The sequence below is a fragment of the Clostridium beijerinckii genome (genome assembly GCF_018223745.1).
Classification (GTDB): Bacteria; Bacillota; Clostridia; order Clostridiales; family Clostridiaceae; genus Clostridium; species Clostridium beijerinckii.
The window spans coordinates 3,149,252-3,174,972 of the sequence record NZ_CP073653.1; the positions used below are offsets into that span (position 1 = coordinate 3,149,252).

The 25,721-nt window shown below is 27.3% G+C and carries 17 protein-coding genes and 1 pseudogene; 1 reads left to right on the top strand and 17 read right to left on the bottom strand.

Going from position 1 to position 25,721, the window contains the following annotated elements; all coding sequences use genetic code 11:
* Window positions 1–35: 35 nt before the first annotated feature.
* The 7 genes from KEC93_RS14245 to KEC93_RS14275 form a co-directional block, all read right to left on the bottom strand.
* Window positions 36–1,793 carry an AAA family ATPase gene (locus tag KEC93_RS14245; protein WP_077867945.1) on the bottom strand — a complete coding sequence of 586 codons (1,758 nt, stop codon included), beginning with the start codon at window positions 1,791–1,793 and terminating at the stop codon, window positions 36–38.
* 304 nt (window positions 1,794–2,097) lie between these two features.
* Window positions 2,098–2,754, bottom strand: a complete 657-nt coding sequence (locus tag KEC93_RS14250; RefSeq protein WP_077867944.1) for a leucine-rich repeat domain-containing protein — start codon at window positions 2,752–2,754, stop codon at window positions 2,098–2,100.
* A 249-nt stretch (window positions 2,755–3,003) separates the two neighbouring features.
* Window positions 3,004–3,633 carry a histidine phosphatase family protein gene (locus KEC93_RS14255; protein WP_077307155.1) on the bottom strand — a complete coding sequence of 210 codons (630 nt, stop codon included), beginning with the start codon at window positions 3,631–3,633 and terminating at the stop codon, window positions 3,004–3,006.
* Between the two features lie 365 nt (window positions 3,634–3,998).
* Complete coding sequence (locus KEC93_RS14260) at window positions 3,999–5,180, bottom strand: Wadjet anti-phage system protein JetD domain-containing protein (protein WP_077867943.1); 1,182 nt, start codon at window positions 5,178–5,180, stop codon at window positions 3,999–4,001.
* Window positions 5,167–8,421: an ATP-binding protein gene (locus KEC93_RS14265; RefSeq protein ID WP_077867942.1), complete on the bottom strand. Its 3,255-nt coding sequence runs from the start codon at window positions 8,419–8,421 to the stop codon at window positions 5,167–5,169. Before KEC93_RS14265 ends, KEC93_RS14260 begins: the two co-directional genes overlap by 14 nt.
* A complete protein-coding gene (locus tag KEC93_RS14270) occupies window positions 8,396–9,001 on the bottom strand; it encodes a DUF4194 domain-containing protein (RefSeq protein WP_077307161.1) in 606 nt (201 codons plus the stop codon). The genes KEC93_RS14265 and KEC93_RS14270 overlap by 26 nt, the downstream gene beginning before the upstream one ends.
* 2 nt (window positions 9,002–9,003) lie before the next feature.
* The gene (locus KEC93_RS14275; RefSeq protein WP_077867941.1) at window positions 9,004–10,395 is read right to left on the bottom strand and encodes a Wadjet anti-phage system protein JetA family protein; all 1,392 of its coding nucleotides are present in this window, start codon (window positions 10,393–10,395) and stop codon (window positions 9,004–9,006) included.
* Between the two features lie 253 nt (window positions 10,396–10,648).
* On the opposite strand from KEC93_RS14275, the pseudogene KEC93_RS14280 reads away from it, so the two are divergent.
* Window positions 10,649–12,258 (top strand): annotated as a pseudogene (locus KEC93_RS14280) (IS1182 family transposase).
* A gap of 172 nt (window positions 12,259–12,430) precedes the next feature.
* Here the strand turns inward: KEC93_RS14280 and KEC93_RS14285 are convergent.
* The 10 genes from KEC93_RS14285 to KEC93_RS14330 all read right to left on the bottom strand — a co-directional run bounded on the left by KEC93_RS14285 (window position 12,431) and on the right by KEC93_RS14330 (window position 25,716).
* On the bottom strand, window positions 12,431–13,282 hold the full coding sequence (locus tag KEC93_RS14285) for an Rpn family recombination-promoting nuclease/putative transposase (protein ID WP_238892929.1): 852 nt from the start codon (window positions 13,280–13,282) through the stop codon (window positions 12,431–12,433).
* Between the two features lie 127 nt (window positions 13,283–13,409).
* Window positions 13,410–14,966, bottom strand: coding sequence for a hypothetical protein (locus KEC93_RS14290; protein ID WP_077869179.1), 1,557 nt, complete (start codon window positions 14,964–14,966; stop codon window positions 13,410–13,412).
* Window positions 14,967–14,979: 13 nt separating this feature from the next.
* On the bottom strand, window positions 14,980–16,659 hold the full coding sequence (locus tag KEC93_RS14295) for a hypothetical protein (RefSeq protein WP_077869180.1): 1,680 nt from the start codon (window positions 16,657–16,659) through the stop codon (window positions 14,980–14,982).
* A gap of 440 nt (window positions 16,660–17,099) precedes the next feature.
* Window positions 17,100–17,339 carry a hypothetical protein gene (locus tag KEC93_RS14300; protein WP_023976876.1) on the bottom strand — a complete coding sequence of 80 codons (240 nt, stop codon included), beginning with the start codon at window positions 17,337–17,339 and terminating at the stop codon, window positions 17,100–17,102.
* 336 nt (window positions 17,340–17,675) lie between these two features.
* Window positions 17,676–17,837, bottom strand: a complete 162-nt coding sequence (locus KEC93_RS14305; protein WP_023976877.1) for a hypothetical protein — start codon at window positions 17,835–17,837, stop codon at window positions 17,676–17,678.
* A 45-nt stretch (window positions 17,838–17,882) separates the two neighbouring features.
* The gene (locus KEC93_RS14310) at window positions 17,883–18,677 is read right to left on the bottom strand and encodes an Rpn family recombination-promoting nuclease/putative transposase (RefSeq protein WP_077869181.1); all 795 of its coding nucleotides are present in this window, start codon (window positions 18,675–18,677) and stop codon (window positions 17,883–17,885) included.
* A 170-nt stretch (window positions 18,678–18,847) separates the two neighbouring features.
* Window positions 18,848–20,095 (bottom strand): PDDEXK-like family protein, encoded by a 1,248-nt coding sequence (locus KEC93_RS14315; protein WP_077869182.1) that lies wholly within the window; start codon window positions 20,093–20,095, stop codon window positions 18,848–18,850.
* Window positions 20,096–20,220: 125 nt separating this feature from the next.
* The gene (locus KEC93_RS14320) at window positions 20,221–21,612 is read right to left on the bottom strand and encodes an HRDC domain-containing protein (RefSeq protein ID WP_077869183.1); all 1,392 of its coding nucleotides are present in this window, start codon (window positions 21,610–21,612) and stop codon (window positions 20,221–20,223) included.
* Window positions 21,613–22,150: 538 nt separating this feature from the next.
* Window positions 22,151–24,634: a hypothetical protein gene (locus KEC93_RS14325; protein ID WP_077869184.1), complete on the bottom strand. Its 2,484-nt coding sequence runs from the start codon at window positions 24,632–24,634 to the stop codon at window positions 22,151–22,153.
* A 149-nt stretch (window positions 24,635–24,783) separates the two neighbouring features.
* Window positions 24,784–25,716, bottom strand: coding sequence for a hypothetical protein (locus KEC93_RS14330; RefSeq protein WP_077869185.1), 933 nt, complete (start codon window positions 25,714–25,716; stop codon window positions 24,784–24,786).
* Window positions 25,717–25,721 lie beyond the last annotated feature (5 nt).

Here is a 25,721-nt window from a genome sequence, read left to right on the forward strand (position 1 = left end):
TCTACTTACCAATTACCATGTATTGTTAATAATAACTATTCATTTCCTTTAGTTATATTTATTTCCTTTCCCTTAAATACAATAGATAGCTTTATAATACTTTTAACACCTTTTTGTAAAAGCTCCTGAGAATATTTTTTATCTTCTATTTGTTTTAATGCAGCTATTGTTGCTTCTTCTATTGTATCATCTAAGAAATAATCAATTTTTTTAAATTCAATAATAATTCCTGTTTTAGAGATATCTTTTGGGATTATCATAACATCATATCTGCCATAACCACTTTCTTTATTTGATTTAACTTCGTAGTTTTCTGAAAGTGACACAAGGATTCCAAGTACAAAGGCATGATAAACCCTTTCAGGTTCATTTCCTGATACATCAAAGTAGCTTAAATTATTTATTACAAACTCTTTAAATAATCCAGAGAATATATTTATTTCTCCATTTACAAGCATGTTTAACATTAATTCATACTTTTGATTAGTCATAGTTTCTTGGAACCATTTTTTTATCAAATTCCTGTAAAAAATCACAACTTCTTTATTGGGAATTTTAAGTTCACAATGTAATATTCCTTCTATATTTTCTCTCTTTACAGCTTTTAAATAACCACTCATAAGTAAAAAACTCCAGATATTTTCATTAGAATCTTCAACCTCTGACATTACTATACTATCATCAATTATCTTGTTTATTGATTTGCCTTCTATAAGTTCTTCAAGTTCAAGTTTCATATTTCTATCGCCTTTAAGCAGTAATTTTTTAATTAAATCATTGCTGCTGCTATTAATCCAATATGGCATAAATCCGTCTTTTTGCTTTTTTAAGTAATTTAAAACAGACCATGGATTATATATTATTTCCCCACCAAAAACATATCCGTTATACCATTTCTTAATATTTTCTATACTATCAATAGTGTTATAATAATTCAACAACGCTTCAATTTCAGCTTCAGTAAATCCAAATTTATCATTAAAATAATATCCTAAAATAGTATTAACATCTAAATTATTAAGTCCTGAAAAAATACTTTCCTTAAGCAGAGAGCCAAAAGCTTGTCTTTTGTGCGAATCGCTTACTCCTACGACTCTAGGAGTAGGAGTTTCATTTCCTCTGTATAGTATTCCTGTTACCATTGCTTTTTCTAAATCTATATTATCTTTTAATGAATCACTTAGCATATTTCTAATTAAACTAATCATTTCATCCAGGTATCCTCTTATATATGACTCTTGGATTGGCACATCATATTCATCTATAAACAACATAACCCTTTTATTGTAATATTTGTACAGATAATTTGTAAGATTTTTTATTGAAGCTGTTAACAATACAAAATCAGCTTCCCTATTTATGATTTTTCTAAAATCAATCTTTTCATCATCTTTAAAAATATCACTTTCCATTAAATATCTATGCTCTTTATATACATCTGACATCAGCATTGCAACTGCACTTAATGAATACTCAAAAGTATTATACTTAATTCCTTTAAAACTAATAAAAATAACTGGATATTCACCTTGAAATTTCATTATATCTTTTTCATTTTCTATTTTTAATCCTTTAAATAAATCTTGTGTAGCTTCCTTAGTTCTTATATCAAAAAAATACTTTAACATACTTAAATTAAGAGTTTTCCCAAATCTTCTAGGCCGTGGAGTTAATATTATTTTCCCTCCATTTTCTAAGAATTCTTTTATTAATAAACTTTTATCTACAAAGTAATGGTTTCCTTCAATCAATTCTTTAAAATCAGATGTTCCTACCTGTATGACTTTCTTCATTTAACACACCTGCTCCCTTTTTTCTTGTATTACTTTTATTATAGACAATCTTACTTATATTTAGCAAATGGATATAAAAAATTTAAACTTGAAGACAAAAATTAACTAATGTAAATTTAGCATTGGCAGGACTAGTTGAAGGTAACTTTATAATATCTCTTTTTATTATTTGATATGTATATTTCATGTAAAGCTTAAAAGCCTTGTCACCATTTGCATATATCTTTTCAATGCTAGCATTATTCAAGACAATCGATAGATCTGCTGGTACTATTCCTTCTAATATAAATTTAGTTAATGAGCATCATTTAGTATTTAATATAATTTTACTTGGGGATATACCATACTTGATTAAATATTGTTTTGTTTTTTCACTATTAACATAAAATACAGCCTCATCACACTCGTCAAATGCATCACGTCCTATACTTTCCACACTATCTGGAATTATTATCCTCTTTAAACTAACACACCTTTCAAATGCACTATCTCCAATACTAGTTACACTATCTGGAATTGTTACATCTGTTAAAAACTCACAATTATAAAATCCTCTATTTCCTATGCTTTTTATCTCAATATCTCCTATTTTTCCTGGTATAACTAATGGAATACCAGTTTTTCCTGGACCCCAAGGGACATTTCTATTAAATTTTACAATTCCGCTAGTTGACTTAAGAATATCAAAATCCCCAGCTTTAATACATTCTATCCCAACTCCATTATCATCTAAATACCAGCCATCTACATCTTGATTCTTTTCCATATATCCAAAAGTACCGAAATAATACCAGTTTCCAGAAATATATCTCCAACCTTTAGCCCATGAATCGCCTTCTGAATACCACCAGCCATTAGAATTTTGTTGCCATTCTGCACTTGCACCTATTGGATTTAATAATAATACTGAAGCTACTATTAATACACTAGCTATTACTTTTGTTAATTTTAACTTTTTCATATTCTCCCCCACTTTTTACCACTTCATTTTAAATTAATGTTTTATTATATTTTAACATAATTACCAATAATATTCACCAGTATCACAAAACAGTCACTTTATCTATTTTTTATATCTTCCTTCCGGCTTCTAATATTTTCACTGAATCCTCTGCTAATTCCTTATCAATAGTACTTCTAGGCACTAAATCTTATCTTCTTAAAAGCGCCTTAATACATTTAACTGGTCTTTTTAAAAATTCCTCTTTATTTACCATCCTAATTTTTGCCCTTTTACTGTAAAATGACTATCATCGTTTTTAAATTCTATATTAAAATTATTATTCTTGTCTACAGTTATCTTTGTTAAAGTTGCTTGGCCCATAACTTCTATATTTACTTCTTCATCTTTAAAATAGTACATTAAAGCCTTTAGTGTTATTCCATGAGCTACTATAAAAATAGTTTTTCCTCTGTTTTTCTCTATCAACTTATCCATAGTTTCACTTATTCTAGTTCTAACACATCCTAATGTTTCACCATTTGGAGCACATAAATTAACATCACCATTCATAATTAAATCAATATTCCATTCTGGATTTTCTTTCATAACTTCATCTGTTCTTCTACCTTCATAATCACCAAAGCACATTTCCATTAATCCATCATTTGTTATAACTTCTATTTTCTTTTCCCCTTTAATTATGTTAGCAGTAACTAATGCTCTTTCTATTGGACTTGAATATATAACATCAATATCTATATCTTTAATCCTGTCCCGAAGCTCCATCGCTCTAGCAATTCCAGCCTGTGTTAAAGGCGAGTTTCCTCTCCCCTGTAATCTTCTTTCAATATTCCATTCTGTTTGTCCATGCCTTGTTAGATATACTACAGTATTCATTAGTTGTTTTCTCCTCATATAATTAATTATATAGTTATCATTTAAATAATTCTTTTAGAGATATTTTTTCATTTTCATTCTCTATATAAGTTTTATCTAAATCTATATCTAGCTTTCTTAATTGTAATCTCTCATATTTAAGTGATTATCTTACTCTATTGATATTTCTTTAAATTTGCCCATATTATACCTCGTTTAATTTAAATTATATGGCTTTTGTGATACTATTTTGGAGCTTCTTTTTAAACTATAATTAACTTTAAATTTTTCATTTGAATGTGGTTAATAAGATCCACTTCAATATATTCAGGGATTTTATGCCTACTTTCGATCCAATTTCTTAATTCATTTTAATAATTCAATTGTCAAAAAATTATTTCCTGCTCTAATTTTTTATTCAATTTAATTATCGTAGATAGAACGTCTGTATAGTCCTTATATTCTTCACTTTCTAACAATCTATTAATCTCATTTACATCATTAGCTGTAAGTTCCTTAGCATAATTAATATTTTCACGTAAGGTTTCGCTATCCATGTTTAGAGTTTTAAATGGTATTTTTGTCTTTCTTATTAAATGAACTAAAATTTTAAAACCCCCGGCATCAATATCACCAGAATGATAATAATTTATATTAGGATTTTCAGAATAAATTTTAATTAATAAATTTTGTCTAACACTATTATGATACCCACCTAAATAAATTACACCTCCATCTCCAGTATAATTATTAAATGATGTTAAATTTTCAATTGTTACTAGTTTACTTCCTGAAACTTTAATTTCTTTAATATTTTCTATATCCTTTGAACTTACAGCTATACCTCCAAGAAAATCATTTGCATTTATTTTACTTTCTTTAAGCCTCAAGCTTATATCTCCTTTAAAATAAACATAGGTATAATTCTTCAAAATGTTATAATCATTAAGAACTTCATCACTAGAAAAGTCTTTTATAATCTTAATTATTTTGCCCTCTATAGCTTCATACCTTTTGGAATCCCCATAAACTTTGACGGAAAAATTTCTTCTAAAAATTTCTTCATCTTGCTTTAGCACTTCATCTATACCTTTTAATATATCCTTACATTCCGATACATTATCAATATCTAAATATTTTTTTACAGATCCATTACTCTTAAGTTTATCTGTAATATATGTTGCAAAGTTCCCAAGAGCATCTTCCCGTTCTTTATAACTTTCCAATAATATGGAAAGTTCATCTTCTTTTTGCTTTTTTTCTTTCCTATTGAGATATAAATATGCTGCTTCTATATTCTCAAGGTTTAATTGAATCTTTTCTATAATATGGCTTTTGTATCCTTTTCCTTTATATACTTTTATAAATTTTTCAATTTCTAGCTGATTACAAGCTACATCAATTTCTTCTTTATATTTGTAATTTAGTTCATCAAAATATTCCTTTATACTTTTCAAATTAAATTTAAAATATATCTGTGTATCTCTTAACGCATCCCCCTTATAAATGACACTGCTTTCATAAGAATCAATTAACTTATTTAATAGTATTTTTTTATAATTTTTCATTTATCATATCCTCTATAATACTGAATTTATCTGCTTTTATTGCAAGAAGCACTGTATTTACGTAAGGAGTTATAGGCTCAATTTTTTGTGGTGGTGCTCCTATTAATAATTGCAGCTGAGAATTAAATTTATCATAAAATTCCATCATAGACATAATTCTTGCATCATCCATTTTATCAAAGGCTTCATCAAATAATATAATTCCTATAGATTCTGAAGATGAAGATACCCCTTTGTAAAGCTGCAGAAATGATGCTGCCATTGCAACATAAAATGGAGTTTGAGTTTCTCCTCCACTCTTCTCCCTGCATACTTTAGAAAATAATGATGTAGTATTATCATTATATTTAATCTCTATATCATAGCTCATATAATTTCTATAATCAGTTAATTTAATAAGTTCTGCTTCATTACTTTCATTATCTAAAGTTAACTTATCAAATAATTCATTTAGCAGTTCCTTATGCTTATTTTCATAAGATGCACTAAATAAAGTGAAACCTTCACCTATATTTTCATTATCCATTATCATATCATAATATTCTTTGTTTTCTTTACTTTTTCCAATTTTAAACTCGTATTCTTCATTTCCAAATTTAACATCTTTAAGTCCCTTATTTAAACCCTTAAATTCAGATTTTGCAGTATTAATATTTTCTTGAATTTTAGATAAAAAGTGTTCCTTAAATTCTTCTTCTGCATTTTTCCTTGAAGCTTTAACTTGCTCTTCATATTCGATAACTTTACTTTTTACAAGATTATCAAGTTCATCTAAAAAAGTATTAATACCATTTATCCCAACTTCTGCTCCGAAATCATAAGTAATATTATATGATCCTTGAAGATTCTTTAAATCTTCTTCAGTTTTTGATAATTTAGTTTTATTTCCTTCCTTACTCACATTAAAATTATTTTTAATGACTTCAAAAGATTTACTTTCAGTTTCTTTAATAAATCTCTCCTCTGCCTCTTTAGCTAGAAAGCCAATTTTATTTATAGTTTCCTCTACGTGCCCTTTTTTTATAGAAAGAACTCTTCTTTTTTCATCAACACTGTTATTAATTGAAGATAAATTTCCTTTTTTATTAATTAACTCATATTCTATATTCTTCTTACTTAAATTTAAACTTTCAATTTCCTCTTGAACTTCATTAAGTTTTATTTGAAGAGCCATATAGCTGTTATTCTTTTCTAATTCAAGAATCTCGTCCTTAAGTGTTGAAACCTTATTACTTATATCTACTATTCTTTTTAAAACATCACACTTTTCCCTTAAGTTTTCAAGCCTAAGCTTATTAATTGTTTTAATTATATTTGTAACTATATTAATATCTTCTTTTAAAATATTAATTTCAGATAATAATATGTTAAGATTATCTTTCGCCTGCTCTAGTTGATATTTATAAGCATCTTCACCTATATAAGGAGTTTTATATATCCTTGGATTTATGGCTCTTGCAACATTATTTTTATACATCATGCATGTAGGTGTAATAGATGTTTTATGTTCTTTCAACTCTGAAACATGAGTGCATCTAATTACATTTCCGAGTATCATATTAATATATCTTTTGGCATCAATACTTTTTGACACTACAACCTCTGCTAAAGAATTCTCTAAAGGATTATCATATTTTTCAAGCCCCCTAGTGTTTATTACTCCAACTGAATGTAATCCTTGTGCTTTACTTAATCTCTCATAAATTTTTAATACTGAGTCAAAATCTTCTTCATCCACAATAAGATAAGATCTTTGAGTGTTTAAGTACCCTTCAACAGCATTTTTCCAAACTGGATCTGTGACTTCCAATAATTCGCACAAGATTTTTGGAACAATTTCTCTTCCTAGTTTTCTTGTCTCCTTTATGATTTCCTCTTTTAAAAGTATAACTTCCCTGGAGTATTGAAGATTTCTTTTTTCAAGTTCAGAAATTTGTTTCTCTATATCCTTCCTATTATCTTCTTTCTGTTTTAATTCATATTCTTTTTCAGCTCTATACTTTTCCTTATCCTGTTTAGTTTTATCAATTACATTTTCAGTATTTATTGATGTTGTTTTATATTCTTCTATATTATTTTCATCTAATGAAATCATTTTATTGTAAAAATCACCTATAGTATCCGTATCAAATAGAAGTCTGTTTAACTCTTTAATATATGATTTTTGTTCACTAAGTTGTTTTAAAAAGCGATTCTTATCTTCTTTTTCATGTCTATAATCTTTTTCAGCTTGTTCTAAAGAATTCTTCATCGTCTCTAATGCTTTGTATTCAGAATTCGAATACAAATCAGCTTGAATATTATTAGCAATCTTTGTTTTTTCATTTATTTCATCATAAATAACATTATTCTTGTTATTTAATGTATAAATATTAACATTCAAAGCAGTAATTTCTTTTATTTTTTGTTCAATTTCCTCTTTTAATAGCTCTTCTTCTGCTTTTAATACTATAAATTCATGAATACTTATTGTTCTTGAAATATTTTCATATGAAGAGTACTTAACTTTTATTTCCTCTAGCTTTTTAATTTTTATTTTTACTTCATTTAAAATGTCTTCAAATTCTTTAAAAGTTCGTATATTTTCCCTAAGTTCATCAATATTAACTGATTTCTCTTCTAATATGTAAGTATATACAAACTCTTTAACATTAGAAATTGGTTTAAATGCTAAAGCCTTTGGAAGCAATTCAAAAAATTTTTCATTTAGCCTTCCAAGTCTGTGAGAAAAATCTTTTTTAGCATCAACTATCCTTGTTGATGAAAAAGGCATATTTAATTCTTTTCCATACAACCTAAAATTAGCTATATCAGTAGGTTCATTATTAACTATAAAAGTTACATCTTCAAATCTGCACTTTTCTACTCTATACCACAGAATCTTTTCTGAAGTTTCAGAAGCTGAATCAATTACTGCTCCAATTATAAAATAATTCTTTTTACTTTCCTCATAAAATTCCAAGGCTACGTGAGCTGAAACATCTCCATTTCTTTCAAATTCATTGTCTTCTCTTCCTGTTTTAAATCTTACGTATCCCGATAAACTTCTTTTGGAATTTTCATTAGCTGCCTTATTAAAATTATTTTTAGAACAAGTTAAGACAAATTGAATAGCATCTAAAATTGTAGACTTTCCTGCACCATTTTCTCCTGACAAAAGAGTTGAATTTTTAATTTCAATTGTTTCATCCTTAAATGCATGCCAATTAACTAGCCTAATCCCCGTTAACCTCTTCATCATCTTTTACCCCCTTTCTTTTATAAGTTTCTAATTTTTCATAAATACTAGTTATATTTTCGCTTCTTACTATCATTTGAATTGTTGGATAAACTATGATTCTCGCATCACTCAAAGTAATATCTCTATCCAATGTTTCGATAATATTAAATTTTTTTAAAGTTCTTAATGCCTGCCTAAGTAATGTTTTATCCATTAACCTATCTTTAAACCCAAGAGCCATAAACCTGCTTTGTATTTCTTCTATTTCCACAATTACAACTTGAGATAAGGATAATTCCTGCATTTTTTCCTGATATAAAATCCTTAGTATTAAAAGAGTAATACTATCAATAAGTTTTAATGAAATCTTATTATTTCCAAATTTATTAATAAGCTGAGCCGCTTTTATAGATTTATTAATTTCAAGTTCAAATCCTAGTGGTTCAAAATATTCATTAATTGCATCTTTATGTCCTTCTGCAAAATAATAATCCTTTTTTGTGTCTTCCTTTTGCTTACAAATTAAACAATAGCTTAATAGTTTATTACAAACCCGTTTAAATTCATCTTTCTCCTTAATGGACAGTGAATCATATATCAAAATTACTTCCTCCATATCTCAAAGTTTTTAAAAGTAAATCCATTATTCGAAGCAATAATATCTTTTCTGTTAATGGAATATTTAGACAAAATGTGATTACCATATAACCTTATATAAATAATCTTAATAAAATCATCTACACTATTTATCTCAATTTCACTTGCAAGAACCATCTTTTTATCTCCTAAAAGTTCATCAACTATTTCATTTACCTTCTTAGGAGAATACTGTTTTTCCTGCTTTTTCTTAAATTCGTCAATCTTTCTTTGACGTTCTTCCTTTGATAGTGTATCGCTTAAAATCTTACCTGGCTTAAAGGATTTTTTTCCTTCATTTGCAATATATAAAGATGTTTCATCTATATAACCATAAGAATACAAAGTGAATAAGTCTGTAACTTCCTCCAGATAATCTGATGATAAACTTAATTCAAGTTCTTTATATTCATTACTTATGTACTCTAAAATTCCTTTTACGATACCTGTCATATCTTTAGAATTATTAAGTAAAAACTTAGCCCTAGTTACAGCTGCTCTTATGTATTTAGCATTCTTACTATCAATATCATGCATAATATCGTCTAATTCATTAAATGCATTTATTATGTTATGAACTATATCCTTAACTTTTTCTATTCCTTCATCTAAAGAGCCAAATTCTTCATCTTCTCTGTAAAACTCTCCAGCTTCACTTAAAAATTCACTACTATTTAAACTTTCATTAAGCTTTTCAATAATTTTAGGCCTATATTTCGAGACATTTTCTGAAGTTTTTAATCTATGATATGCTTTATCAATTACTTCTTTAGTATAGTTTCCAAAAAACTCTTGCATTATCTCTTCAGGTGTTTTCTGTTTAGTTAATCTATCCATATACTTTTTTATATTTGAATTCAAGTTTTTTAATCCACTTATAATTCCTTTAGTATTTTCAAAAACCTGTTTAATAACAACTCCTGCCTTTTCATTTGAATAAAGCATGGAATAAATACTTATTATATTTCCTTGATACTCTAAAGATTCTTTACTTACTATTTTTAAGAAAGCTTCTAAAATGACAATTGCATAATCATGAAAATTTATAATTTGTTTATAGTCATTAGTCTGTTCTGGATAAATCCATCCATAATTAATTAGCTTTCTAATCAAATAATTTGCTTTTTCCCTATTATTGTTCAACTGTTCATCTTCTTCATTTTCAATATCATAATTAATTAATCCTAAATACTCTTCAATTTCATCAACTAATATGTCTTTATCAATACCATAGGACAAACCATTTTGAACCAATTTATATATTAAAGAAATAATTTTAATATATAGAGTCTTTCCTTGGCTGGAAAGTGGAACAAAAAAATTCTCTGGAACTATTTCAAATATATTAATTTCCTTCATTATTTCTCCTTAAATTCTCTATTTTACTTATATATTACCATATTTCTTATTAGAATTATATTCAGTAATATAATTAAAGCTGAGACTTTCTAAATATATGAAAATCTCAACTTATGCTAGTGTGCCCAGCATGGGCACACTAGTAAAAAAGGGGCTGTTGCAAAACTAACATAGTTAGTTTTGTAGCGGCTCATTTTTTTAGATATAAAAAATGTGAATTCCGAAGAACTCACATTCATTGTATAATTTACTTATGCTAAAAACCAAATTACACAATAAAGATTATACTGAGATTAATGATAATTTTCAACTTATATTACCATTAAATCTAGAAAATTTAATACCATCAGATGATTCAGTCCGCTTGCTAAGCCATGTATTGGAGGGATTAGATTACACGAAGTTGTATAAGGCGTACTCTTCCGTTGGAAGAAAACCGGCAGTGGAACCTAAAATTATGTTCAAAATAATATCATATGCTTATTCTCAAAATATTTATTCAAGCAGGAAAATCGAAAAAGCATGCAAAAGAGATATAAATTTTAAGTGGTTACTTCAATGTTATAAGGCACCGGATCATGCTACAATCAGTAGATTTCGTAAAGACTATATTTCAAATGAGGTAATTGAAGATTTATTTTATCAACAAGTTAATTATTTAGCAAATCAAAATGAAATACTATTTGAAAATGCATTTATTGATGGTACTAAAATCGAAGCGAATGCTAATCGTTATACATTTGTTTGGAAAAAAACTATTTTAAAAAATGAAGAAAAAATGTTTGATAAAATTCTTGTTCTTTTAGAAAATATTAACCTTGGAGAATTAAAAAAATTTACTGTTCAGAAAGAAACATTAATAGATGATATTGATAAAATTCTTCAATGGCTTGAATATGAAAAAAAGAAAAGAAACATAGAGTTTGTTCATGGAATTGGTAAAAGAAAAACCAAAATTCAAAAGTGGACAGAGCAACTATCTGAATATAAAGAGAGAGAAGAAAAATATAATTTGAGTAAAAAAATATTTTCAAAAAGAAATAGTTATTCTAAAACTGATCCAGACGCAACTTTCATGCATATGAAAGATGATCATATGAGAAATAGTCAATTAAAACCTGCATATAATGTGCAAATCGCAGTTGAAAGTGAATACGTAACCGGCGTCGGAATATTTGATGATAGAAATGATATAGCAACATTAATACCTATGCTTAATAATATGAAAGAAAAAATTGGTCGTAAATATCTTAATATAATTGCAGACTCAGGTTATGAAAGCGAAGAAAACTATTTATTCTTAGAATCAAATAAGCAAACTCCTTATATAAAACCACAAACTTATGAGAAGTGGAAAAAAGAAGTTTTAAAAATGATATAAGTAAGCGCGAAAATATGAAATATGATGCTGAATCGGATTTTTATATTTGTCATAACAATAGAAAATTAATACCTACCTCTATTATTTATAGAAAATCCGCAAGTGGATACAAATCAGAAGTAACTGTGTATGAATGCGAAAACTGTGATAATTGCGATTACAAAGTAAAATGCACAAAAGCAAAAGGAAATAGAAAAATGCAGGTTTCAAAAACTTTTGTGGAAAAGCGTGAAATATCCTATAAAAATATTACAACTGAATTTGGAACTAAATTAAGAATGAATAGATCTATTCAGGTCGAAGGAGCATTTGGAGTTCTAAAAAGTGATTATGAATTCAATAGATTTTTAACACGTGGAAAAAATAGCGTTCAAACTGAATTTATTTTGCTTTGTTTTGGTTATAATATTAACAAATTACATTCAAAAATACAAAATGAAAAAACTCAGAATCATCTTCATGAATTGAAACCTACTGCCTAATTATGGAATAAATTAACTAGGCTTATTTTAGTGTGCTTAAAAATCAGAATTCTTTAAATAATTAATATTGTATTTCAAATATTTGGAGATTTGCTGGCTTAAACCGAAAAGGAGCATCGCTCCTGATTAAAATTTAATCATTTTGCGACACTCCCTCTCTATTTCTATTATTTTAAAAATACTTTTCTACATCTTTTATACTTTCAATATCTAAAATATCTTCAATAATTAAATTCAATTTATCACTATCTAAATTTTCTATTTTTTCATTATAATCACTATTTAAATCTCCAAATTTTTTAATAAGTAAATTTTTAACTCTTCTTATATCCTTTAATCTAGAACTTTCTCTTTCTTTTTCTATGCCCTTTTCTATTCCTTCTTTCTCCACTTTTTCTTTCATCTCTTTAATCATAAATGCATTATTAGCCACCATATTTTCCACTCCTTCTCTATTAGCTTCTAATATTTCAACTACATTTTCTCTTATAGTCTCATCAACAGTATTTCTAAGCCAATGCTTTAATATTTCTTTTTCTCTATTTGTTAATTTATTAAATTTTGATGCTACAGCCTTCAATCTCTCAAAAAACTCTAATGGATCTACCTTTTGGTCTAATAAAAATATGGCTGAAGTAATATTATTATTTTCTATTAATTCCTCTTTAGTATATTGATGATTTATATCAATAAGGGAATATTTAAAGTTTACTATATTCTCACCAAATAATTCATTTTTATTTACTATATCTTTAAAATAAATCGGTACATTCCACTTTCTTGTAGCATTATATAATACTATTGGAACCACTGCTGGAACTTTAAATCCTTTTTTATTTTTCTTGGTTTCTTCTGTTAAGTTTTTTGTGTATTCTCTAAGTATTTCATTAATATAGAAGAACAATCTTAAAGGCATTCTATAATCAATAGTTGATTGAAACTCTAAAAGTGTATATAAAATAACTTCTTCATCATCAATATTTGCCTTATATACAATATCTGCTTCATTTTCTTCATAATCCAAAAATAAGAAGTACCATTATAGATCTTTAAATGCATATTGTCTTTTACGTTGCCTACCATTACGTTTTCTAATTTAAATTTGCTGTAGTCATCATATTCATCCATGAGAACGTGCTGGCTTTTGGCTTCTAATTTTGTTGATATAAACTATTCCATTCATTCCATAAATCTTCATCTAATGCTGCTATATCAATAGCATTTTCTTTATATAATGCTCTAATTTCCATCAATCCAGAAAATGCGAGTCTCTTCCACGCCACAAAATTAAGATGCAGTGCAAATAATAAAATCTGTCCTTTGGAACGAGCTATAGCATCTAAACCATCTACTAAACATAATACTCCATGGCCTGTTAACAGCATTCTTCTTAATTCTGGATGACTTCCAATTGGAATACATTCCGTCCAACTCTTATTAGAATAAAATCTACTTTTTATCGCCCATAGCAATCTAATTGATATTTCGTTAATAACAACTGGAATAGCTTGTGCCATACCAAATCTAGCGTCATAATGATTTTCAAATATTTTTACTGACAAATCAGCCAGTGATACTTCTGTTGGTTTATTGCTTTTGTCATTACCCGGATAAATCTTAAAATTGCCTTTATTGCATAACTGAAATAGTTCAAAAAACGGCATAGGTATTCCGCTACCATACCCATCAGGATTACTTCTTCTTCCAGACGAGCTTCCTGCAACATCAGAAATCAAATGTCCAAGCCAATTAGAAAAACCGCAGAATAATTTTGCTACAAATGTTTTTCCTTGTAATCTTGATGTTTCTGTATCAAATACAATTAGCCTTCCATTATCCACAAAATGTGATGTAGAAGTAAATTGGTCTACAATTGCAAAAATTAATCCTACTAAATCTGGAGCATGCCCTAATGATTTAATATGATGATTTGACATGCTCATCCCTAGTAAATCACCTGCTGCTTTACCAGTTGCTTGATCATAGTTTACTTTATGTTTTTCCTCTAAAAATTTTATAGCAGATGCAATAATAGTATTTCTATCTCCTTCAGGTGGGCTCCATCCCTTTAACTTGGCAATTTTTTTAACAAACTCATCTGTTTGATCATTTGTCCACTTACCTAATTTACTATGATCGGGCATTCCAACAAAAAAGCTATCAATTAATCCAGCTACAACTCCGCAAAAGGCTGCAATCATATAATCATACTTATCACAATTAGCTTTTTTCAGTGTATAATCTGAACGTATTCTCTCAGCTATTTCTGCTTTTTGAGCCTGTGATAACAAATTTTCAAAAGGATCAACTTTTAAGTCTATATTATTTTCAATTGCAAACTTATTAATATTAGAAAGATACTCGTCCCAACTTATTGTATCATCAATTGCAATTGTAACTAATTCTTCAAATGCTGGCACTTTAATATCTACCTTTTCTTCCTCAGTTAGTGCAACTAACTTTTCGCCCTCTTCAATATGTTTTTCAGATACTTGAGATGTATCTATACCTTGCGTAGAGCAAAGCATTTCTGCCTGCAGTAGCAATTTATCAAGCTCTGATAAATTTTCATCATTTAATACTTCTAAGTTTGAAATTTCCTGAGAAGCTTTAACTAATTGCCTTTCTGCATTTTCCATTTGATTTCTTTGAGCTAATAGTGATTTTCCTGCCTCATTCACCATCTGATTATATATATTATCTGACATAAATCCTCCAGCATTATCCCATTATACTTTTCATAAAGCTTTTTGCTGCGCCCTTTACTGATGCTATTGCTGCATCCCCAACATTAAAGTAGCCAATTCCTTCAAAAGCATCATGTAATTCTTGTAATTTATTACATGGAATTGTATCATCTAATACCATATAATCTGAAGTAATCCCCTCTTCATTTGTTATTTCTTTCTTAAGATAACAAGATAAAATTAAATCACGTATCTTTTCCTTAGTTGCTCCTTCTGTTAATTCAGTTACACGTGTAAGATCCAATTTTTCAGGTAATTTACTAATGATCTTTTCAGTTTCTGCATATTGGATTCTATCTGAAGTAACTTGTGCACCTTTAGTTAACATGCTTATCATTGCAGAAATCTTTTTAATTTTAACTTCCGATTCTAATCCTTTTTCTATTTCTATTTGTAATCTTCTAGTAATTTCATTAACATCTTCAATTAAATAATTCAATGACCTTTGTGAATTTCTTATAATAGCCTGAAGCATCATTTCTCTTTGTTTATTATTTTCTAAATCACTTAATCCAGTAATTCTCTTTACACCTTTATATGTTCCAACACCAAGTAATACAGCAACACCTATTCCAGTAAACATACTTGAAAATCCAAGTATGCCTCCCATACCTAGTGATGCCAGTCCTGACGTGATGCCCGCAGCACTAACCCCCATTACTGATCCTGATAAATAAACCGCAGCTAATGGAACACCAACAGCAGTTGCTTTAGATGCTAAATCCTTCATAGATTTCGTAATTTCTGTGTCATTTTTCCTTTGAGCCAATATCTCTTCATCATTTTTTATTGCTGTCACAATATATTCAACTTGTTCCTCGTCAATTTCTAGATCATTATGTAACTTAACAATAAATTGATTTTCCTTCCAACTTAGTTCCTTATTCTTTTTTCTAAAAATATAGATAATATCCTTTAATAAAGATTTTTTAACTACGTCATAACTTACTTCTTCTACATTTTCTGATAAATAAGATAATAACTCTTCATTGCTTTCGACATTAGTATGATCAGTCATATATCCTCTTATTTCTAATCGGTCATCTGCATCCATTTCAATTCTTACAATAAGTGATATAATTTCTGCGTATTCCTCAGCATCTATCTCATTATCATCTGAAAAAGTAAAGTTACAAACTAATTTTATGTAAGCTTTCTTTATACCTATATCCATCATTGACAAAGGGCAAGTTTGAGATGTACTAACAAAGTCACTCTCATCTTGTGCTTGTTCAACTATTCCATTAATTAATTCTGTAAAATTTTCATATGAAATACCTCTAATATTATCAGTAATGTTCTTGCTTTCTCCATTTTTAAAATGAAAAATAACTTCCTTCTTTTCTTCGATTTTTCCATTATCTTTTTTTACTTCAGTACATATATATTCTGCTTTAGAAATTGTACTTAACTGAATTTTATCAGTGTCAGCTCCTAATGCATTTGTATATAAATATTCTCCTGTAAATAAACATCCCTCTTTAGCGCTGCCAAATATTGTTGTGTCTACAATAGCTAAAACATAATCTGGATTCAATCCTTGTGCCATACCAGAAATCGCACCATTTATTTTCTTTTCCGGTATATCTGGCGCTATAAAAACCTTATCTCCAAGGATTTTAACATTTTCTTTAATATACTTCTCTACTGACATTATTCCACCCTACCCTTTTTCAAATTCTTTTTCTAGCATATCTAAAATAAAAGCTTAATTATGATCTACATCTGCAACTCTGTAATTTTCCTTAATAATAATTCCTATATTAGAATTTATTGTAAACAAATTATAGCATAATCCACTCTAATTCTCTATCATATGTAATGTTTAATTATTTATAGTTATCGAAAAAAGCTGAGATTCTCTAAATTCAAGAAAATCTCAGCTTATCTAATTCAATGTCCAATTATTATTATTTATATATCTATCAACTTGCTAAATTCTAATGCTATAATTTTTAATATATCAAAAATTTAATATAGGCATTAATTTAAAAATCCCACATTATAAATCAATGGTATAAGTTTATCTTCTAAGTTTTTAACCATATCTTTAAATTATAATTAATTTCTATATTTGCAAATAAGAGTCCATCTTTATATTCTACCTCTATAAGCTCTAATATTCTTCACTTCAATAATTATATTTTCATTAGCTGTATGGTACACTACTGTACCTTCACTGCAATTCATAAGTTCTTTTGTTGCACTTTTATTATCATCTATAGCTTTAATAATTGCCATATCATCTATAATTTTATTATTTCCTTCTAAATGCGAATCTAATATTTGAATCTTCACAAAAGTATTAGGATATGTTCTTCTAACTTCATCCACTAATCCATCTTCCCATTAGTAATTAACTTTATCAAAATAAACGTATTCCATATTTAGATGATTAAAACATTTGCTAATTCATGCAATTACCTATTTCTTCAAAAGTTCATTTGTAAATCCCCCCTTTGATACTTAGAATATCATAGGGAGATGAAATAAAGGTTCACTCAATTACTATAATCTTCATTTTTTTATTTATTGTAATAATAAAAGAACCAAATAAAGTGCGTTGATCATACTTTAATTGGTTCTTTATGTTAGTTTCCATTTCATGAATCTTTATAATAAATCCCTATAGGATTTAAGATATTGCTTTTTTCTGGGTGCAAACTATCTTCAAAAAACAGATCCACTTTTATTCACATTTCCAAGTTCCCTCAAATTATCCCGAATAATTTCTTTTAATCCTTCTATTTTTCCTTCTTCAATTTTCTCTATATCTCTTTCCAATTGTTTATAAATTCCAAATTGTGCTTCGTACTCTTTTAGGAATTGCATATCCCCCACCCTTGCAGTTAATAACTCTTAGCTTTCTTCATCCTATTATTCTAGTATTCTTCTTACTTCCTCTTCAGATATATTACATTCTTTTGCTATTTGGCTTATTGTACATCCCGAATTTGAAAGCTTTAAAACTTTTTTTGTTAAAAGGATCCCTTCTTCTCTTCCCTCTTCAATTTTCTCTCTATCTCTTTCCAATAAAGTCATAAATTCCACCTCCACTGAAATATCACTTTTAACTTCCTTCACTCTTCTATGTATATTCTTAACAAGATTTCCTTTAGCATGCTTTACCTTATCATCTGTTGAATCTTCTACATAAGCAAGGAATTCTAATAGCTCATCACTTAAATCATTCATAATTCCTTTGGAATTTAATATTATTTTCTGAGCTTCATCGTTTAACATTATACTATTATCTTCTAGGCATACATTTTGAAATGTATATTTATGGCGACCTTTATCAAACAAATCAAATGTACAAATAAAAATAATATAACTTTTAGCTAGTTTTCTATAATCTTCACCTTTACTTATTAGGTCTAAGTCGATGCTTCCTTGATAATATCGTAGTCTTTTAGGTAAATTTTTATGCTTTCCGCGTTGCATTTCAACATTGTAAATTGTATTATTTTCATCTTTAACATAGACATCAAGTCTAATACCTTTGCTTTCAAGTAACAAATCTATAGTTTTCTGTTCTTCAACCATTTCTACTTTTTCTATTTCAATCTCTAAAATCTTCTCTAATAATTCCTTACAGATTTCTTTATCGCTCATAACTTTTGCAAATAGGAAATCATCTTCAAGGTTTAACTCTTTTAAAGTTTTATTCATCTTAGTAACCTTACCTTATCTTTTATCTTTTGTTCTGATTATTAACAACATTATAGCTGATTAATCATAAGTTTTCAATATGTGACTAGCTTTAAAAAATTATAGATATTTTGGCAATAAAACTAGCTAAAATAATAGAATTTATCTATAAAAATTTAATAACCATCATATTAAAGTAATTGATTATCTACAGCCTTTTTTAAATTAATTATAATATCTGCAATCCTTGTTGCCTCTTCTACATAGTTATCTTTAAGTTCCACACAGTTATCTGAAAAATGCTTAAAATCATAATTACGACCATTATTATCTAGAACGTATTCCCATAAAAGACTACCTGATCCTTTACGTTTTATTTCTCCTAAAATATTTACTATTGCATCATTACATTCATTAAATACTTTACTATGTTCCTTTCGAAACGCTTCCCTATTTATACAATAATAAAATCCATCTTCATGCTTTTCCATAAAAGCGAAATAATAATATAGATTATATTCAACTGCAATACATATTGAAAAATTTACTTTTTTACCGCCAGCTAATGTGTATTCTCTAATTTTAAATACTAAACCAGGCTCATAACTTCCTTTATAATATGCTTCAGCGTCTTCTCTGTTATATTCAATAGGGTCTACTTTCTTCTTAATGAATTGCTCATTTAGCTCGTCCATAAAATTAACAAGTACTTCAGTTTTTATTTCATTTAAACTATTAGCTATAGTAATAGCAGCCATTAAATCATCTGCATTTTTAATAAGATTTTTCATAGCTTCAGCCATTTTTTCTTCACCTACTAACTTTTCAATAAGATATAAATATTGTTCTATCAAACTGTGAGGAGTCATATCTTGATTAGTTGCTCCTAAGCAGGCTTTTAACCAATTCAATATATGCTCTTTAAAGCTTACACATCTTAAATATCTCTTATCCATGCCATCTGCACTTTGTTCTGAAGGATATTTTCCATCTAAAGTCAAATAATATATTAAATAATTAGAATTTACACCTTTTGAATATTCCTCATATCTAAATAGTTGTTTATCTTGATCACCTGCATCAATTTTCATCTCAATTGCTACACACATCTTTTCGCATTTAAGAAAAAAGTCAATTCTGCCATTTTCAAATACCCATTCTCTTTCAACAGCCCATGAATAATTTAAAAAGGTTTTAGAAATGCCAATTTCTTTTAAGAATAGATTAAGATATGTATCATCCATTCCATGATTTTCTCTAGGATTTAATAAGGCATAAATCAAATTAGAATGTGTAAACACTTCATCTCTCTCAATATTTAGTGCCGTAAAAATATTAAAGCTAATATTATGATATTTTTGAGTCATTTTATTTGCTTTTATTAATTTGCCCGCCTCTTTTATTAGGGTTTCCTCTCTAAGTAAATTATCTTTACGCATAACTCTTTGACTCCCTTTTATAAACTTAATTATTTGTAAACTAACTTCAAAAGTTTTTTAATACTAATTCCTTAGAATGAGTACTTTCATAACTTCGGACATATTCTTCAGTTTATCTATGGATTTTAATACAGAATATCTATATTAAATACATTAAGAATTCCTTCCCCATATTTATCAACCTTAATTTCTCCAAAGCCCTTTACTCCCAAAAGCTGATCCTTTGTTCTTGGCTTAACTTTAATTAATTCATCAATTTGTTCATCTTTAAAAATCATAAATGGTTTAATTCTTTCTTTTTTAGCTATCTCTATTCTAAACTTCTTTAATTGATTTCTCATCTCTAATTCCCATTTAGTATTAGATTCATCATCAATCTTCTTATCCGCATTTGCAACATATTCTTCAATAATCTTTAAAATATCATTTCCATACTTATTAATCTTTACTTCACCTAGTCCTTTAATATTAAACAGCTGTTCCGTTGTTTTTGGCTTATTCTCAACAAGATTATTAATCGTGCTACCAGAAAAAACATAATGATATTTTAAAGCATTATATCCTTCTTCTTTTGCCTTTTCATTTCTATAGAGTTTTAATTTTTCTGCAAGCTGACTATCACTCTCGCTTAATTCAACCGTTTCATCTATTTTCTTTTTACTTGATTTTTCTACATTTTTAATATCGTTAAAATCTACTTCAGATACTTCACAAATACTTTTCTCTACAATATTGATACTAGCTTCTTTACTAAAATCTTCTTCTGTAATTCCAAACTTTGCTTCATAATCTATATTTATAGGTGTATGTTTTTCTTTAAAGTAATCTGCTATTTTAAAGGCCATTTCTTCTTTGAAAACAGTTTTCCTTAATTCATTTTCTAAATTTTCAATGTAATTCCCCAATTTTTCTGCTCTTATTATTTGATTTTGGATTTCTTCAGGTGCATATTTTTTTCTTATTATCGCTTTTGGATTAGCCATTATAACAAGAGATCTTAAAGGTACATTATCACATTCAAAAACTTCCTTAAGAACTTTTCTTATTAGATTCACATGCTTTTTATTTTGTTCAATGGGACTAAGCATACCTTCCTTATTTTCATATCCATTCTTGTTCTTATAAACTCGTATGAATTCTCCATCACTATTTATATTTACGTCTCCCAAAAGCTGTTTTGTCTCAATAACACAAATATATTTCTTTGTTATAAGTAGATAATCGATTTGAGAGACTAGCCCATCATATTCAATTCTTATATCATGTAAATATAGAAAAGGTAATATGCAATTTTTTAATTCGAAATCAACTGTTTTTTCTCCTTGTAATCCTCTTTTCATAGCTCGTATTTCTTTATTAACTAATTCCTTTTTTTCATCGTTATTTAACTTTGATAATAACACCTCTAAAACTTTTAAATTATCATTTTCTCCTATAAAATCTTTAATTGCTGTTGGCTTTGTAATACTTTTAAATTCTGAACCTTCTATATTTAATAAATTCGAAATAAACCCCATATCATTTATACCCACCTTCTTTAAATAATTTCAGTTAATATTAAGCTTATTTTTATTATCCTTATTTCGATAATAAAAAGATTATTATCAAAAATTATAGCATAATTACTCCTTATTCTCCATCATTTGTAATATACTTGTTAAATTCTTTGCATAAAATAAATCTAACACAAGAAATAATACTTGGTTAGATTTGTTGGATTATATTCACAATATAGAACAAAATTTAATAATAAAACAGTTTAGCCAAATTATTCTTAAGCTTCCTTTATACTTTACTTCCATTAGTAGACAGTCTTAATATTTGAATATTATATTTTTATTTTCAGTATTTCTTCTTTACTAAGTTTTGAATATTAACTCCATTTAAGCTCACATAGTTTTTTTGATCTCTTAAAGAAGTCTGTAATTATCTAATATTTTACTTATGCAAAATTGTATCATATTGGTACATATGAAAAAGCAGTAAATCAAGTTTTTATTAATTTACCGCCTAAAATCATATGCTATTATAGAATATTAGTGTATATTGCTATTATTATTTTAAAAATCCCAACTCATAAATGAGTGGCCTAAGTTTATTTTCAAAACTTTTAATCATATCTTCAAATAATTCTAGATCCTTCTTCGTACATTCATTAAGAAGAAACTTAATTTGATACCAGCCAGCATCCCAGGTATTTATATTGTATTTAGGATGAAGTTTATTAAATTCATCTCTATACTTAAAGCTTTCCCACACTAGTTTTCTTGCTGTTTCTAAGATTAGCTTTCCTTCTTTTGAAAGTTCAATCTCTTTTAATTCTTCATACATAAAGCTTTCTTTATTAAATCTTAAGCAATCATTATATATGGCTTCATTTCTATTAATATTAGCTAAATCTTTAATTTCTTTTAGGCTCATAAAGAACATTTCATTTTTAATATTAAATTCTTTATTATCTGTTTTTATATCTCTAAAGGAGCTGATTCCATTTTCATTTGCAAAGATTGAATATATTATACTGTCACTTTCATATTGTTTAAATTTCAGGTTGTTTGTCTTCGGAATCATATAGTTATCTTTTTGATTAAGCCAGTTAGACTTGATTACTTTTCTTGCAGTAAATAAGCAGCAGCACTTTTTATAATTTTCCCTTGTTATAGGAGTAATTTTGACATGTCTTGTAACCGGTGCAGATAATATATATACTCCTTGAGTATTAGCATATACATTATTGCTGTCATTCATAAGAAAGGCAATTGCATTTTCATCCACCATTCTTGTTTTTTTATCAAGAGTCATTGCAGATTTTAAGGTTATAGTTTCAATCTTATTCGTGAACTTTTTATTATTAATCCATGAGGACAATCTTTCTGACTCATCTAAATTATATATTGCCTTTTGACCAACGCTTTCTATTTTTCCGTTATCACTTAACTCCTTAATTAGGAACTTAAAATTATTCTTTTCTTCACATTCACCAGAGCTCCATATGGAGAATCCAACTCCCCATTGTGATGAAACATTAGAAAAATAGCTTGCATTAAATACAATACCTCTTTCAAACTTAAAGTTCCTTAGAAAAAGATCTCTAAACTTTTCACTTCTCTCTCCTGATAAAAATAAGGTTGGTGTAAAGATTCCTATGTTTAAATTATCTAAATTAAATATTTGTTTAAATTTTAATATTCTATAAAGAAATTGAATATATAACTGTTGAGATGATTTCTTAAAGCCCTCTTTTACCATCATATACTTAACTTTTGTATTTGACATACCATCTTTACTTTCTTTATCACCTTGCTTTCCGTTACTTCCCTCCGCAAAGGGTGGATTAATAAAAAATAATAATGGCTTATTTTCAAGAAATACTTTGTATAAAGACTTAGGAATTAAAGAATTGTTTACTTTATTGGAGGTTAGTAATTCTGGATTGTCATTTAAGAAGTCATATACAAATTTATGAGAAGTTTTATTGTAACTATCTCCAAGTTCAAGGTCAATTTTATCCAAGGTTGAACAATATAATTCCTTAAAATAATAATCCCTTGTTAAATTGCCAGTACCCCAGGCACAATCCCATACTACATATTCCTCCTTCCAATTCTCACCAAAGACATAACAGAGCTCTCTATGAGCTTCATTTACCCAAATTGTAGGAGTAAAAAATTCTCCATTAAATCTTCTTTTCGTATCTTCAGTAAGCCTGTCCTTAATAGATATAAATCTATTCTTTTCTTCCATAGAATACTTAACCGAATACTCTTCTTCAAATTGTTTATAATTATATGAATCTATCTCTATACGCCTATCTTTTTTGGCAATGAATTTACTATTTTTCTTTTCAGATATCTCTACTTCACCAAGAATAGTATCAATAAAACATTGTACTAAATCTGATGCAGAACATTTGGATGGATCTTTTATTATACGCTCAATAAAGTAGTCATAAGTTTCTAATATGTTAGATTCTGTAACCTTGAATTTTGTTTTAATATCAATTATTAATCTTTTAATATCTAGAGCTACACGCTCAAATTTAAAGCTTTTATCAATATTAAAAATTATAGGATTAAGAGATTTATTATTACTTATTTCAAGAGTTAAATCCTTATATTTATTAGGTGATTCTGAAGGCGCTATGCTCCAATCTAAATTTCTCTCTAAGTAATTTTCAACATCACTAGAACTAATAATAAAACAAGTAGTTTTATCACCAGCTAAAATTACATTTGGCATGTCCATATATTTTTTATCTTCTCTTAAAGTAAATTTCTTTAAATAAAAAATGACCTGAACTAAAACTTTGGCTCTATTAATTGGAATATTAAAATCCAAGCCATACTTAAACTCCATAATAAGTCTTAAGACTTTTGTTACATCATCATACATTAGAGTTTCTTCTAAATAGCCATCACATTTAAAGGGATATGTTATTTCAGAATTTTTAAAATGAGCTTTTATATTATTTTTATAGACTAATTCAATGTCTCTTTCTTCAGTAGAATCTTTAATTTCTGTATAGAATAATTTTTTCATACTTCCTCATAAAATATTGATTATATGATATTTTATGATGGATTGAGTTTCATATACCTCATTTATAACTAACTATAATAAAAAAGACTTAAGGATATATATTTAGTTTTATAAACATAAGTCCTAAGTCTTTTATATTTTTTATCTATCTATATATAATAAATAGTATCATCATCATTTTGATTGTCAGGTAGATTTGTCTCTTTTCCCATACTTATATAAAGAGCTAAGTTTCCTGTTATTAATACTGCACTACTTAATTTCAATATAACTGAATAGAATTTCATTAAAGAGTTGTTTGCTAAAAGAGTATCGCAATCTGTTGTATAATATAACATATCAATAATATTACCGATATTATTATCAAAAATATTTATTCCGTTAAAGTATTTATATACAAATATATTTAATACATAATATAGTACAACGTAATCTAATATAATATTTACATAGCTTAATACAGCTATAATTACTAATCTTAATCTGCCTTTTTCATCTTTCTTTTTATTTTTCTCCATTTTTACTATTAAATCTGGTACAAAAACTAAAAAGAAATGTATTGGCCTAGACACACCATAAAAATATACTAAAATAGCAAGCATGTACATTTCTACACTAGCAATCCGAAAATCCTCATTACAAATATATGTAAATATTAGTGTAAAAGCAGCTAAAATATATATAACTTCTATATTCTTTATAACCACATATAAAATTTTACTTTTACTTAATATGTATTCTTTTATTTCTTTTAAGTATTTATTTTTAAAAGAAATTGAACGCCAACATAATACAGCCATAATAATATTTATGATTAAAAATGCAAGTTTACTACCTGAAAATCCTTCTGGATTAGCATTAACTATATTTTTTAAATCAGAAATCGAAAATATTGTAAGTATAAATATAGTCAATGATAAGTATAAAGCCTTCATCAAATTACTTAAATTCCCATTATGTACTTTCCAATTAATATTACTTTTCTCATCTTTAAGATGATTGTAAACTGCAAAGCTTGGTGACAACAAATATAATATCCACCTATATTTTTTTATAAATTCTTCTATTTTTTCATAATACATACCTT